Genomic DNA, 14,626 nt, shown 5'->3' with positions numbered 1-14,626 from the left:
ACTCAAAACATCAAGCTCACCTTCTGTTGATTGTTCTAAATTTAATATTCTCAAACCAATTCGTGTTAAATTTTCAAGGTACAAACAAAATCAGATATTTATTAATGTGTCTTTTGACACCCTAATCTTCATAGGAAAGTTCTACGACCTTCCCTATGAAATAAAAACGCTCCGCGGGTTGTGTTAGGGAATCCACTTTTTTTAGAAATGCCCCGTTATGCATAGAACAATCGGCAGCAGGTAAATCTTCCAGTATTTGTGCTATATGCATAGACTTCGATTTCCTATAATATATATGATAAGATAAAGGTTCATCAAATATTTAGATTGAAAAGAGGGAATCCATTTGGACAAAAGAAGCAATCAAATATTAAATCAACTTTTGGCAGGGGGCAGACTGCAGCTGACGGAAATTTCGGAAAAGTATCAGATTTCTGAACGGATTGTGCGCAAAAAGATCAGAGAGCTGAATGACGAATTAAATGAAAACGGACTGCCTCCGGTAAGTATAAACGGAGAGGGAATTTTAAGGTTTGAGGGCAGGGAAGAAGGACTTTTGGAACAGATCCAAAAGTTTATTACGAAAAATGATTTTTATACATATCGCCTGTCCAAAAATGAACGAAAGACAATACTTGCTATGCTTCTTTTGAATCATGAGAAGTATGTGACGGCAGCCTGGATTTCAGAGTACATCAGTACGAGCAGAAACACAGTGATCAGTGACCTGAATGATCTGAAGGACTGGTTTTTGAAAAATAATATGAAACTTGTTTCCCAGGTACAAAAAGGGTATATTGTAGAAGCTTCGGAAGGAGACATACGTTCCGGTATGCTGAAGCTCCTTGAGCTGAATCTGGATGAAGAAAAATATGGTGCAATGGGTGCTTTCCACGTGTTCGGACATCTTCTCCTGAAAGAAATTCAATATCAGGGACGGTATGAAACCATACAAAAGGTTTTAAGGGAAGAAGAATTGAGGTATGACTGCTTTCTTTCCGACTTCTCTTTTTCGGTGGCAGTCTATGAACTGCTGATCCTGGTTGAAAGGGTAAAAAAAGGAAAAACAATAGAAAAGGAAAGACAGCCGGACTGGGGAAATGCATCCCAGAGCTCAAAATATCCGCTGAGCAGGACTGTACTGGACCGGCTGGGAGAAGAATTTTCACTGGATATACCGGCAGCGGAAGCAGAAAATTTTGTATTCTGCCTCAGAAGAAAAAGCTATCTGAAAAGCGGAACGAACAATGTAGAACAGCTGGTGATCCCTGTGCTGATCGGGGAGGTCATTTACCGTATTATCAGCAGGTTTCGGATTAATTTTTATCTGGATTTTGCACTTTACGATCTGCTGGTGGATCATATGAAATCTTCTATCTATCGGATGTCTTCGGGAGAGGTCCTGGAAAATCCGTTTCGGGGAGAAATCGAAAAGGGATATCCCGAAGTGTTCTGTACGGTGGAAGAATGTCTGAAACCATTGGAGGATTATCTTGGGGTGAAAGTTCCCAGAGATGAAGTTTCCTTTCTCGTCATGTATTTTGCATCTATGCTGGAGCGGGACAAACTGGAGCGGATGAGGGAACAGAAAGTGCCCGCAGTCCTCGTATGCGCGATGGGAAGGGGAACCGTCCAGCTCATGCTCGCAAAACTAAAACAGCTGGAGGATGTACTTGAGATCACGGAGGTGAGATCCTCACATGAACTGAAAGATATGGGAAACATAAACGATCAGCTGGTGATCTCCACAGTCACATTTCCCGAAGGGGAGATACAAAACATCCTCATGGTCAGTCCTCTGCTGGAACAGGAAGATATTTACAGAATTCGGAGAAAGGCAACAAAGTTAAGGGAGAACTGGTCCGGAGACCAGACGGCAGAGACAGGAAAATTTCTCAAAATAGAAGAAAAGACCGAGAGGAATTCTCTTGGAGCTATGCTCTCGGCAGACAGGATCGCACTGAAGCAGGAAGCGCAAAGCTGGGAGGAAGGGGTCAGAGAAGCAGGCAGGCTTCTCTATGAATCCGGGGCCGTCACCTATGAGTATATAGAAGCTATGGTCGAAAATATTAAGGTAAACGGTTCCTATGTGGTGATTTATTCCGGCATCGCAGCCCCTCACGCAGAGCAGGAAAAAGGGGCGGTCAGAGAGGCAGCCAGTCTGGTGAGCCTTAAAGAACCCGTGATATTTGGGAACAGTGAAAATGATCCGGTCAGTTATATTGTAGGCTTGAGTATCTTAAACTCCAACAGCATTAACTGTGCTATTTATAACCTGGTGCGTCTGTTTTCCCAGGAAGAGACAAAAAGCCGGATTGAGGCTCAGGAATCTCCGGAGGGCATGCTTGAGACAATCCGGAGGCTGGAAGATGAATACTGCAGATAAGGTAAGGAGCAGAACCTTTTGATGGTTCTGTTCTTTTTTTGCCAATAAACAAACATATGCCAAGCTTATATATCTTTATTAGTACAATTTAGTGCTCGTTTCAATGACTTCTCTTGTCCTTTATAGGGTATCTTCTGAGGCCTATAATGAACTTAACAAAAATACAGACAAATACACTTGAGATCGGAGGGAACCATGATCTGGGAAAACTTAAAAGACACATTGGTACAGACAGATTTGAGGGCAGAAAATGAACAGGAGATATTTGAACAGTTAGGAGGTGTGTTAGTTTCAGAGGGCTACTGTAAAGAAAGCTATGTGAAGGCGTTAAGCGAGAGGGAAAAGGTTTATCCTACGGGAGTCTTAGCAGGAAATATCGGTGTGGCAATTCCGCACACAGATCCGTGTTATGTAGAAACAACTGGAATCGCCATTGGGGTGCTGAAAGAGCCGGTATCATTTTTTCACATGGGAACCAATCCGAAAGAAAATGTGAAAGTCCCGGTGAAGTTTGTCATGATGCTGGCAATCGCGGGAAAACAGCATTTGGAAGTGCTTCAGAGAGCCATTCTTTTAATACAGGATGCAGAGATTTTGAGAACGCTTGTAAACGCCGGGAATCCGGAGGAAATCATTCAAATCATCAAAAATAAGGAGGATTCATTATGAGGACTTACAGAATTTTATCAGCATGCGGGACGGGAATCGCAACATCAACGGTGGCATCTGAGACGTGCAAACGGCTGCTGGCAGAAAGGGGGATTCCCTCAGTGGAGATCTCGGAATGTAAAGCGCTGGAAGTAGTCGGGAGAGCTGAGATTTTTAATCCGGATGTGATCATCCACACTGCGGAGATACCGGTAACTGAGTTAAAAGAGTATAAAACCTACCGAACGCTGGAATTTATCACCGGGTTTGGAGCAGAAGAGAAAGCTGATGAAATAGCAGACTATTTGAAATCATTGGAGTAAAGGAAAAAGAAAGGGAGGAAAGCTATGAGTGTTTTACAGTACATCTTGGATTTAGGTTCATCTGTGGTCATGCCGCTGATCATAACCATTCTCGGACTGGTCCTGGGTCAGAAATTTTCCAAGGCATTCCGGTCAGGTATGACCATAGGCATCGGATTTATCGGAATTAATCTCGTGATTGGACTGATGGGAGACTTCGTAAGCCCTGCCGCGCAGGCAATGACACAGAGGTTTGGAATGAATTTATCGGTTATTGACGTAGGATGGCCGGTCAGCGCGTCCATCGCCTTCGGCACACAGATCGTTCCATTTGTGTTCCTCGTCTGTTTTGTCTTAAATATTATTATGCTTGCTGCCAACACCACAAAGACACTGAACATTGATATTTGGAATTACTGGCACTTCATTTTAACCGGGGCGCTGGTACAGTTTTTGACAGGAAGTATGATTGCGGGAGTTATAGCATCAGGCATCACCTTTATCATCATTATGAAGCTGGCAGATTACTCAGCACCAAGGGTGCAGGAATATTTCGGCCTTCCAGGAGTTTCTCTGCCCCACACAGAGACCGTGAGCTGGGCGCCTATATGCATTTTAATGGATAAGGTTTATGACAAAATACCAGGGATCAATAAGATTCACTTCGATGGGGAAACGATCCAGAAGAGATTTGGAATCATCGGCGAGCCGATGGTTTTAGGACTGATCCTTGGAGCAGGCCTTGGAGCTTTGGCGGGATACGAGCCTAACAAGATCGTTACCCTCGGAGTCAATATGGCTGCGGTTATGTTCATTCTGCCGAGAATGGTAAGGATTCTCATGGAAGGGCTTATGCCGCTGAGTGAAGACGCGAAGAAATTCCTGGCAAAGAAGTTTCCGGGAAAGGAAGTCAACATCGGAATGGATGCAGCCATCGCAACAGGATCTCCTATGGTTATCTCGGCTGCACTGATCATGATTCCGGTCACTCTTTTGCTGGCAGTAATCCTTCCGGGAAACAGAGTGCTGCCGCTGGTGGATCTTGCGACACTGCCATTCTTTATGATCTGGCCGGTCGTGGCGTCCAAAGGAAACCTGTTCCGCTCACTGATCACAGGAACACTGATGATGATTGCAATTTTATATATTGCTACCAACTTAGCGGGAACAGCCACGTTGATCGCACAGTCAACAGACTTTACGTTTCCGGCAGGGGCAAAGGCGATTTCTTCCCTGGATACAGGAGCCCATTTAGTACCGTACATCATATATAAGATTGCAGAATTTTTTCAGATGCTGTTTTAAAATTTTCACATAAGGAGGCTATATGCTATTAGAAAAAGAAAGAACCAAGGTTATCGAAATTGCATTGAAAATACAACAGGAGAAGCTGATTCCTCTCACATTCGGTAATTTCAGCCTGAGAGATCCGGAGACAGGATATGTGTGCATTACGCCAAGCGGAATGCCCTATGAGACTCTTCATCCTTCAGATATTGTGGTTGTGACTGCCGATAACCAGATCGTAGACGGGGAACGCCGGCCGTCAATTGAAATGCCGCTTCACACAGCCATGTACCGGAGGCGGCCGGATGTGTTCGGCGTCGTCCACACCCATTCCACCTACTGTACGGCATGGGCCTGTGTAGACGGAGGGATGCCGTGCATCACCTCGGAAGCAGCAGGTCTGGTAGGCGGAAATATCCGCTGTGCCGCTTTTGTACCGCCTGGAAGCGACGAATTGGCAGAAGTGACTTCAGAGGCGATTGGGGATGACAAAGCAGTGCTGATGGGAAATCACGGAGCAATTTGTATCGACGAGACAATTGACAAGGCATATAATGATGCAATTGTACTTGAGGAAAGTGCAAAGGTGGCGTATCTGGCTTATCAGATGGGGAATGTAAATACGCTGGAAGACCAGATGTGTAAATTTCTAAAAGAAGACACAGATCAAAACTATGGACAGAAATAAGAATTAGGAGGATGGAAACATGCAGGGGAAAATGAAAGCACAGATGTTTTATGCACCGGGAGATGTAAGGTTTGAGGAGACGGATATTCCACAGATTAAAGACGATGAGGTATTGGTTCAGGTAAAAGCAGCATTGACCTGCGGCACAGACCTGAAAACATACAGGAGAGGACATCCGACCATTATCACTTCTGTACCTTCCACATTCGGCCATGAGTTTTCCGGAGTAGTTGTGGAGGCAGGAAAGGACGTTACAAAATTTAAGGTAGGGGACCGAATCGTGGGAGCCAATACCGCCCCGTGCTTCGAGTGTGAGCATTGTAAAAATAAGAGATACAGCCTTTGTGAAAATCTGCAGTATCTGAACGGCGCGTATTCTGAGTATGTAGCCGTGCCGTCTCACATTCTGAAATATAATTTTTATCATGTGCCTGAACATCTGCCGTTTGAACAGGCGGCACTTCTGGAACCTCTGGCATGTGCGGTCCACGGAAGCGATCGGATACCGGCCAAGGTGGGAGACACCGTCGCAGTCATCGGGGCAGGACCCATCGGACTCATGTTTATGAAGCTGTTAAGCCTGAAAGGATGCAGAGTCATAGCCGTAGATTTGTCGGATTACCGCCTGGAGCAGTCTGAGAAATTCGAGGTATGGAAAACTGTCAATGCCTCCGGGGAAGAACATATAAAACAAGTGAGAGATTTGTGCGGCGGAAAAGGGGCCGATGTGGTCGTAGAAGCAACAGGATTCCCGGAAGTCTGGGAAAATGCCGTAAATATGGTGAGGCCGGGAGGAACGGTTCTTGCATTCGGGGGCACCAAAGCAGGCACAAGCATTACCCTGGACTGCCAGAAGTTCCACTATGAGGAGATCACACTGAAGGCCGTTTATCATCACACGCCGTACCATGTACAGCTGGCTCTGAAACTGCTGTCCAACGGACAGATCGACGGCAGTCTGTTCATCACAGGGCATTATCCTTTAGAAAAAGCAATTGATGCACTGGAGAGCATCGGCAGGCAGGAAGGCATCAAATACGCAATTATCCCTTAAAATAAACGTCCTTCAGGCTTGGCGCGCTTTGCGCGATAAGGTATACCCACAGGGCACACCGTAATTTATGCCCTTCGGGCTTGGCGCGCTTTGCGCGATAAGGTACAATAGTTATTGTATGAATGTTGTTTGAAATGGAGGGTCTTATGAGTACGATTACGGTGATTGGAGCAGGAGTGATGGCGTCAAGCCTTTCCTTTCCTGCTGTGGAAAATGGAAATGAGATGCGTCTTACAGGCACGCCGCTGGACAGGGAGATTATTGATTCGGTAAAGGAAAACCGTTACCATCCCACACTCAAAAGAACGCTGCCCGAGGGCGTAAAGGCATTTCAGATTGAAGAACTGGATGCTGCGCTTTCTGGCTGTGATGCAGTGATACTGGGAGTCAGCAGCTTTGGGGTGGATTGGTTTATTGAAAATGCCCTGGCAAAGATACCGGATAAAATACCGGTGATCGCAGTGACCAAGGGTGTTAAGGTATATGACGACGGGACGATCCAGACATTTCCCGAACTGTTTGAATCAAAAGCAGAGAATGGAAAAAGCCATGAATTCTGTGCCATCGGAGGGCCCTGCAGGTGCTATGAGCTGGCAGACCATGACGATACAAGAGTCGCATTCTGTGGAAAGAACATGGAAGTCCTTGAGTTCTTTAAGAGGCTTTTAGAGAGGCCGTATTATCACATTGATCTGACACAGGATGCAGCTGGGCTGGAAATTGCGGTTGCCCTTAAAAATGCATATGCTCTTGGAGTCAGTCTTGGCATCGGTCTGGAAGAAAAACAGCAGAAATATATGTGCAACACTCAGTCTGCACTGTTTGGACAGAGCTCTTATGAGATCATGAAATTTGTCCAGTACATGGGAGGAAATGTTGAAAACTCCATTCACGGAATCGGCGACTTGTATGTGACTGTCATGGGCGGCCGTTCAAAGGAAATCGGAAAAAGGCTAGGGGCAGGTATGCCATATGAACAGGCTATGGAAGAACTCAAAGGTGTGACTTTAGAATCAGTGGTCATCGCCCGACGGGCGGCGAAAGCTGTTAGAATTCTTTCTGAGAAAAATCAGATGAAAAAAGAAGATTTCCCTCTGATTTTACATATTGATGATGTTTTGCAGCACGGATCAATGCTCGATATACCTTGGAAGAAGTTCAGAGTAAATGAATAAGAAATAAGTTCAGATTCTATATCTCCGGGACGGCATGAAAGCGTTCCGGAGATATCGGCAGTTATAAGGGAGGTACACATGGAGTTAGGGTTATCGGGAAAGACGGCAGTTGTTACAGGGGGAGCAAAAGGCTTTGGACGGGCGGTCTGCCGGGTGCTGGCTGAGGAAGGCGCCAATGTGGTCATGAATTACCGATCAAGAAAGGACGAGGCGGAGGCACTGATCCGCCAAATGAACCGGGAGTGTTCCGGAAAGGTCTTTGGGTTTCAGGGAGATATGATGGAGGAATCCGACAGGAACGGACTGTTTTTGGCTGCTTGTGAACAGTTTGGAGGCGCAGATATCCTCGTGAATAATGCGGCCGCCTGGACAACTTCCATGGCTGCCAAAATGCCGGAAGAAGACTTCCGCAGAGTTCTGGAGATGAATCTGACAGTGCCGTTTCTGCTTTCTCAAAAGCTGATTTGCCATCTCACGGAGGCAGGAAAAAAGGGAAGTATTTTAAATGTGGTTTCCAAAGCGGGCATCATGGGATCAAAAAGAAATCATTCCCATTATGCATCATCGAAAGCCGGTCTGATCGGGCTTACCAAATCTCTTGCCAGGGAAACTGCAGAATACGGAATTACTGTAAATGCCATTGCTCCGGGATACATGAAGACAGACATGCTCATGAAATCTTTTAAGGATAAAAAAGACGAAGAAGAACAGAACAAAAAGATACCCATAGGAAGAATTGCAGATCCAGGGGAAGTGGCAAATGCGGCTGTCTTCCTTGTGTCAGAGAGGGCTTCCTATTTTACCGGAATTACTTTTGATGCCACAGGCGGAATGCTGATGTGCTGAAATGTCATAAAGATTTCACATTGATAAGTTTGAAAGCTCTCTGTACTCATGATAAAATATTCTTTAGAACTGGCAGGCATAGGAGAGCCAGTCATGATACAATTCAGAAAGAGGTGTGAATTCTATGGCAAAGATTGAATTACCTGATGTAAAGGATATTTTTTTAGAATACCGGAAAATGCAGCTGTTATATCAGTCAGCGCTTAAAGAGATCGGAACAAAGCTTGAGATATTAAATGACGAATTTAAATTTGTGCACAAATATAATCCAATCGAACATATCGAATCCCGGATGAAAAGTGAAGAGAGTATTGTCCGGAAGCTCATGAAAAAGGGGCAGGATATTACGGTAGAAAACATTGAGAGATATATTGACGACGTGGCAGGGATCAGAGTTATCTGCTCCTTCACCCCGGATATTTACCGCATCGTAGACATGATTTCCAATCAGGACGATATTGAAGTAGTAAAAATCAAAGATTATATGGTCAACCCAAAACCCAGCGGGTACAGGAGTTACCATATGATCGTGAAAGTTCCGATCTTTCTCTCGGATACAGTCGTACCAACAAGAGTAGAGATACAGATCCGCACGGTTGCCATGGACTTTTGGGCGTCTCTGGAACACAAGATTTATTACAAGTATGACGGACATGCTCCGGAATATATCCGGTCAGAACTTCGGGAATGTGCAGAGATGATCAGTTATCTGGACAGCAAGATGCTGGCCATCAATGAAGAGATTCACAGCCTTAAACAGGAGGATATGCGCAGATAACTTAAAAATTTTGTACCTTTTTTCTCTCCTTTCTCATAGTATATTATCAGTAGAGAAAAGGAGCAGCGAAAATGATGGATCGTGAAGGTTTGGGTGATCTGCCTACATTTGATATGGAGTCTCTTTCCAGAAAGCCGATGGTGATGATGGATGAGCAGGATGAGGACGATTATCAGTACATTACGAGGATGTATGGACCGGTTGCAGGAAAAGTACTTGAGTACATTGAGGATGCATGCGACCAGTTGGAGTACAAGGGAAGTATGATGTTTGACGAGTATCTGGACCGTACAGGGGTTCTTGTACTTGCCGATCATATCTATGACAAGATCAAGGAAATGGAAAAAGAAGACTGTATTAAAAAAGACCGCCTTCTTTATCAGATGGTATGCACACTGCTGGGAGGAGAACTCTATCACCGCAGATGCCGTTACAGGAGAAAATGCAGAATGTTTTCTGATTAAAAAACATATGTATGAAGACAGAGATGCCGCAAAACAGCTGGAGTACAGTTGTTTTGCGGCATCTTTTGTCAGTCGGTGCCGGGTTTGTTCTGCCATGCTTTATAAATTTCTTCCTTTGAGGAAGAAGGATAGAGTCTGATCATACGGCAAATGGAGGCGATAGTCTGAGGATCTTCCTCTAAGGCATCGGCTATCTCTGCCTCAGTTTTTCCTCGCTGCATCTTTTTTTGAACCAGATCAATTACTTTGGTATATTCTCCTTCTTTTCTGCTGTACTCCATTTGGGTGACGTAATCTGAAAGATTTTTTTGGCGGAACAAATATTCGTCCATACGTTCAGGATCGCGTTCCAGCAATTCAAGTTCTCTGATGGCTTCTTCAATATAAGGATCTTTTTCTATCATGGCACGTTCCTCCTCTCCCTCTGCGCAAATAAAACATGCCCATTGATATAACTTTTTATGCTCTTCTTTTACTTTTGAAGAGTTCAGTTTTGGCAGCTCAATCACATGAACTTCCCACTGATCGCTGTATAGGCTGTGTCTGCTGTCCTCTCTCATATGAAAAGAGGAGTAAAAGTAATCGGTGTCAGTCAGCTGATTGAAACCAAGAATACTGATATGAATGGCCTTAACACAATTGGCATAAGCTTCTCCTGATTTTAAATCCTGAGTGTATACCTTTGCTAAATAAGACAGAGATCTTCTGTCCCAGTGTGCGTAGGGCAGTACCTGCATCTCTATGTTGATTTTTCCGGTCCCTTCCACTACGGTATACAAATCAAGTATGGAAAGCTTTCCTTCCAGAAGATCTTTGGAAAGGTGGCGGTCTTTTATATGAATGGTCCCGATCTTTTCAGGAGGAATATGCAGGATACTGCTTAAAAATCCCCGGAGTATCTTAGGCTGCTTCATGATCTGTGTGAAAGCATAGTCATTTTTAAGTGATATATTGTTAGACTTTTTCATCTTTTGTTATCTCCTTTAGTTTATCATATATGGAAAGTTTTTTCAATATCACCTAGTATTTTACAATATAATCACTAAAATGTCAAATTATGTATTTTTGGAGATCCAGAGAGTATTTTTATGAGATAACTAAAAGGATCTCCTTCCCTAGCCTGCACTTTGTTAAATCATTTTCTGACTCGCTTTGTATTCTGCCGTCTGAAAGCATGTCTTCAAATTCTTTTCTGGATAACTGCAGTTTTTCACGCAGTATTGCCGATACTTTTACATCTGATGCATCATTACTTCTGATATGCAGCCTAACAGGTCCGTCAAATGCAGCACATCCGGTTATCTTGTAATCATATGGACCGATTTTGCAGCCATTTCGTTTCAACAAATCTGTATTCATAGCATATTTATGGGCAAGTATTTGATCATTGCCGTGGAATTTATCCAGAAGTTCTCTGCTCACTGCTTTTGGATGGATTCTGGATAAGACAGTCAGATTCCATGTGGCTTCACAGCCGGAACATTTATAAATAAGCCAGACGTCCAGGTATTTTCTCTGTGCATTAACCCTAAACTGTCCGGAACTGACAAACTCTTTTTGACTGCTGCATTTTTTACAGTAACGCACGGCAGGAGGCGGAGTTTGGTACTGTACCTCCCAGACAACCGTTCTGAGAAATTTATTTTTCATAAAATCTCCTTCCTGTTCTAATTAGAATAGGAAAGAGAAAAAAGGCGGATTTTCTAAAATTCGCTTCACAATGTCACCTCCTGAATTTTTTATTCTGAAAAAATTCTATCATTCATTTCCGTCAGCACAAACCTCATCCTTTTTTATGAAAAAAAGATGAGCCAATACGGTTTTCATATCCGTATCGGCTCACCTTTACATGTTATGTATCATTTTCTCCTGCCGGATGATTCTTTGGATGCTTTTCAGAGACAGAAAATATTTTTCAGACAATAAATCCTGGCGCTCTCCCGCAAGATACTCACTGAATATTTGTGCATTGCGTTTTTGAAAATACTTTAAAGATGCAACAGAACTCCCACGGGGCTTTTTTCTGTCCGATCTTCTTGGTATATAAATGCTCTCCCCTTCTACATATTTTTGGATTTCTTCAAGAAGTTCAAGGGGAAGTATATGTTTCGCTTTCTTATAGCTCATACTGCTCTCCTAAAATAAAAAAATTAATTCAGAACAGCAAGGGCTATTTGTTGAGATTTTAACGTTATAAATCATGCTGTTATTCAGCATGGCTGCAAATAGCTCCCTGCTATGCAGCAAAAACAATGGGATCAAGCATATGAATTTACCTCCTCTTTTATTACTAGTTATTATATCATTTTTTGCAAAAAATAATAGTCTTAGATTACCAGCGCCGAGTCTGAATTCATAATTTGGTCTTTGTAATTTTTTACTATCGCTGTCAAGCAGTCTGCTGCTCTTAAACTTTCCTTAAATTTGTTGTGTTTCCTCAGGAAAACGGATAAAATATACAGATAGGACAGAGAGAATGTCAGGAGGATCTTATGAAGCGGGAAAAAGCCATACTAGCAGCAGTCTTTGGACTGATTTTTATTCTTGCTCTTGGAATATGGAATTATATTTTGATAGGAAAAAATAATCAGGGTGTCAGTGAGACAAGTCAGGCATCCCTGCCTGTGCTGACCATAAACACCGGAGGAGAAGAGATCAATGAACTCCATGGATACACAGAGTCCGTGGACGCATCTTTGATGAGAGATTCCATCACGCCGATAAAGGAGGATAAATTCCAGGTTTTTATGAAACACGGAAACAGCTCCATCGAAGCGCTGGATTATAAAATATATAAAGAGAATAACCGCTCTGCTCTGGAAAAAGGAGTAGTAGCTTTTCAGCAGAAAAAAAGCGGTGCGGCAGCGGACTTAAAAGTCAAGAGCCGTCTGGAGTCGGGGAAAACATATCTTTTGGCTCTGTCTATAGAAGATGAGGGACAAAAAATCACATATTATACCCGCATTATTTACGGTACCGATCTGCATTTTGCCGAGTGTCTGAAGTTTGCAAAGGAATTTCACGATGCCACTTTGACAGAGGGAAGTTCAGAATATGTAAAAAAATATTTGGAAGTAAAGGACGGAACTATGACAAATGATCTTTCTTTCGTTGATATTTCTTCCAATCAGGAGGCAGTCTGCTATGCATCACTGAAACCAAAAACTGAGCGCATGTACGCGCCGGTCATCAAAGAGGCCAGCTCTAATGTGACATCGGTGGAGTACAGATTTATTTTGTCTGCAGAAAACAGCAAAGGGATCAAGCAGTACTATCAGGTGACAGAATACTTCCGTATCAGATATTCCAAAGACCGGATGTATCTGCTCAATTACGAGCGGACTCAGAATGCGTTTTTCCGCTATGACGCACTGGACCGGGCAAACAACAGAATACTGATGGGGATCACGCAGATGAATCCCGAAGAACTGATCAGCAGGAACAGCGGGCGGAAAGCGGCATTTGTTCAGGAAAATGAGCTGTGGTATTACGATTATAAAAATGCTTCTATGACAAGAGTGTTTTCTTTTGTGGGAGAAGACTACAGAGACTCCCGAAACAATTATCCGCAGCACGGTATCCATGTGATGGAGATGGATAAAAGTGGAAACATTAAATTTATTGTATATGGATACATGAATCGGGGAGAACACGAAGGCAAGAATGGAATCGGTGTCTATGAATATGAAGCGGAGAGCGGAAAAGCAGACGAGAAAGCTTTTATACCGGTGAAGATCCAGTATGAAAATTTAAAAGATGAGATTGAAAAAGGAGCATACCTGAGTGACAGCGGAATGTTCTATTTTGAGCTGGACGGGGCTTACTACCAGGTCGATCTGGACAGCCGGGAGTCAAAAACCATTGCAAAAAATATCAGCAGCGGCATGGTCGCAGTCTCCGGAACCGGAATGCTTGCCATAACGGAAAATGAAACGGACATACGGATCATAGATCTGGAAAATAACAAAGAGCATAAGCTCCGCTGTGATAAAGGAGAACGGATCAAACCGATCGGTTTTGTGAAAGAAGACCTTGTGTACGGTATTGCAGATGCAGGGGATGTGAAGACAAGAAAAGACGGTTCCGTCCAGTTTCCAATGAAAAAAGTTGCAATTGTCGATGACAAAAATCAGGAACAGGCCAAGTTTGAAAAGAGCGGAATCTATGTTACGGACGCCAGGGTAGACGGAACTGTTGTCGTACTCAGTCCGGCCAGACGCTCAGGAACAGGGTACAAGAGCATGAAAGAGGATTATATTCGCTACAAGGATAAGACGGAGGATAAAGCTTCACTGGAATACGGATATACAAGCGACCGTCTGAACCAGGTATATCTATCATTCCCTGATTATGTATATGTACAGACAGTTCCGAAGTATTTATCTTCTGCGCTCAGCCAGACCGGGAAAGAGTGCAGCGTATCCTTTGCGAACAATGAACAGCGGTATAAAAATGTCTATATTTATGCCGGCGGTTCACTGAAGGGAACTTATACGGATATGGCAAAAGCTATTAAAGAAGCTCAGAAAAACGCAGGTGTGGTAGTTAATTCAAGCCAGCTGTACCTGTGGGAAAAAGGAGTTATGAAGAGCTACGGGAAAGTGGCAAATATTCCGATGGTGAAAGCAGAGTCCAAAGACGAGACCGGAATTGCCTGTGTAAAAATGATTACGGATTCCGAGGGAAAGGATGTCACCTACGGACAGCTGAAGCGGAGCAAAAAAGATGTTTACGGCATGCTGTATGATTCTATGGACAAAATGGCAGCAGATTACACCGGATGTAAATTTGAAGACGTTCTCTACTGCATCAGCAAAGGAAGGCCGGTCATTGCAAAAAGGGCCAACGGCACATTTATTCTGGTCATGAGTTATAACAATACAAAGATCAGATATTTTGATCCTCTGAAGGAAGAATCTGTTCAGGCGGAACGGTCTTCAATGGAGAGAGAATTTAAAAAGGCAGGCAATGTATTTTACAGCTATGCGAAATAGAGAA

The 14,626-nt window shown here is 43.5% G+C and carries 14 protein-coding genes; 11 read left to right on the top strand and 3 right to left on the bottom strand.

All coding sequences use genetic code 11. The annotated features are described in order from the left end of the window. The first annotated feature begins 346 nt into the window (after positions 1 to 346). The 10 genes from CI597_RS15360 to CI597_RS15315 all read left to right on the top strand — a co-directional run bounded on the left by CI597_RS15360 (position 347) and on the right by CI597_RS15315 (position 9,628). Positions 347 to 2,386, top strand: a complete 2,040-nt coding sequence (locus CI597_RS15360) for a BglG family transcription antiterminator (RefSeq protein ID WP_024728996.1) — start codon at positions 347 to 349, stop codon at positions 2,384 to 2,386. Between the two features lie 195 nt (positions 2,387 to 2,581). Further along, positions 2,582 to 3,055: a PTS sugar transporter subunit IIA gene (locus CI597_RS15355; protein ID WP_024728995.1), complete on the top strand. Its 474-nt coding sequence runs from the start codon at positions 2,582 to 2,584 to the stop codon at positions 3,053 to 3,055. Further along, on the top strand, positions 3,052 to 3,357 hold the full coding sequence (locus tag CI597_RS15350; protein WP_024728994.1) for an MtlR transcriptional regulator: 306 nt from the start codon (positions 3,052 to 3,054) through the stop codon (positions 3,355 to 3,357). Before CI597_RS15355 ends, CI597_RS15350 begins: the two co-directional genes overlap by 4 nt. A 24-nt stretch (positions 3,358 to 3,381) precedes the next feature. Further along, positions 3,382 to 4,641 carry a PTS galactitol transporter subunit IIC gene (locus tag CI597_RS15345; protein WP_024728993.1) on the top strand — a complete coding sequence of 420 codons (1,260 nt, stop codon included), beginning with the start codon at positions 3,382 to 3,384 and terminating at the stop codon, positions 4,639 to 4,641. 22 nt (positions 4,642 to 4,663) lie between these two features. Next, on the top strand, positions 4,664 to 5,311 hold the full coding sequence (locus CI597_RS15340) for a class II aldolase/adducin family protein (protein WP_024728992.1): 648 nt from the start codon (positions 4,664 to 4,666) through the stop codon (positions 5,309 to 5,311). A 19-nt stretch (positions 5,312 to 5,330) separates the two neighbouring features. After that, positions 5,331 to 6,365 carry a zinc-dependent alcohol dehydrogenase gene (locus tag CI597_RS15335; protein WP_034550507.1) on the top strand — a complete coding sequence of 345 codons (1,035 nt, stop codon included), beginning with the start codon at positions 5,331 to 5,333 and terminating at the stop codon, positions 6,363 to 6,365. A gap of 146 nt (positions 6,366 to 6,511) precedes the next feature. Continuing rightward, the gene (locus CI597_RS15330; RefSeq protein ID WP_024728990.1) at positions 6,512 to 7,540 is read left to right on the top strand and encodes a glycerol-3-phosphate dehydrogenase; all 1,029 of its coding nucleotides are present in this window, start codon (positions 6,512 to 6,514) and stop codon (positions 7,538 to 7,540) included. 78 nt (positions 7,541 to 7,618) lie between these two features. After that, entirely contained in the window at positions 7,619 to 8,386 is a 768-nt protein-coding gene (locus CI597_RS15325) for an SDR family NAD(P)-dependent oxidoreductase (protein ID WP_024728989.1), read from the top strand. A gap of 124 nt (positions 8,387 to 8,510) precedes the next feature. After that, on the top strand, positions 8,511 to 9,164 hold the full coding sequence (locus CI597_RS15320) for a GTP pyrophosphokinase (RefSeq protein ID WP_024728988.1): 654 nt from the start codon (positions 8,511 to 8,513) through the stop codon (positions 9,162 to 9,164). 71 nt (positions 9,165 to 9,235) lie between these two features. Beyond that, positions 9,236 to 9,628 carry a hypothetical protein gene (locus CI597_RS15315; RefSeq protein WP_024728987.1) on the top strand — a complete coding sequence of 131 codons (393 nt, stop codon included), beginning with the start codon at positions 9,236 to 9,238 and terminating at the stop codon, positions 9,626 to 9,628. Between the two features lie 68 nt (positions 9,629 to 9,696). Here CI597_RS15315 and CI597_RS15310 read toward each other — a convergent pair whose 3' ends face one another. The 3 genes from CI597_RS15310 to CI597_RS15300 all read right to left on the bottom strand — a co-directional run bounded on the left by CI597_RS15310 (position 9,697) and on the right by CI597_RS15300 (position 11,755). Continuing rightward, complete coding sequence (locus tag CI597_RS15310) at positions 9,697 to 10,596, bottom strand: Rpn family recombination-promoting nuclease/putative transposase (RefSeq protein ID WP_024728986.1); 900 nt, start codon at positions 10,594 to 10,596, stop codon at positions 9,697 to 9,699. 118 nt (positions 10,597 to 10,714) lie between these two features. Beyond that, positions 10,715 to 11,278 carry a DUF1062 domain-containing protein gene (locus CI597_RS15305; RefSeq protein ID WP_024728985.1) on the bottom strand — a complete coding sequence of 188 codons (564 nt, stop codon included), beginning with the start codon at positions 11,276 to 11,278 and terminating at the stop codon, positions 10,715 to 10,717. Positions 11,279 to 11,473: 195 nt separating this feature from the next. Beyond that, positions 11,474 to 11,755: a CD3324 family protein gene (locus CI597_RS15300; protein WP_024728984.1), complete on the bottom strand. Its 282-nt coding sequence runs from the start codon at positions 11,753 to 11,755 to the stop codon at positions 11,474 to 11,476. A gap of 365 nt (positions 11,756 to 12,120) precedes the next feature. Between CI597_RS15300 and CI597_RS15295 the strand changes: the two genes are divergently transcribed. Beyond that, complete coding sequence (locus CI597_RS15295; RefSeq protein WP_024728983.1) at positions 12,121 to 14,622, top strand: hypothetical protein; 2,502 nt, start codon at positions 12,121 to 12,123, stop codon at positions 14,620 to 14,622. Positions 14,623 to 14,626: the final 4 nt, after the last annotated feature.

Origin of the sequence: Anaerostipes hominis (ex Lee et al. 2021) (assembly GCF_002270485.1) — a bacterium.
Lineage (GTDB): Bacteria > Bacillota > Clostridia > Lachnospirales > Lachnospiraceae > Anaerostipes > Anaerostipes hominis.
This window is presented reverse-complemented; position numbering and strand designations above follow the sequence as displayed.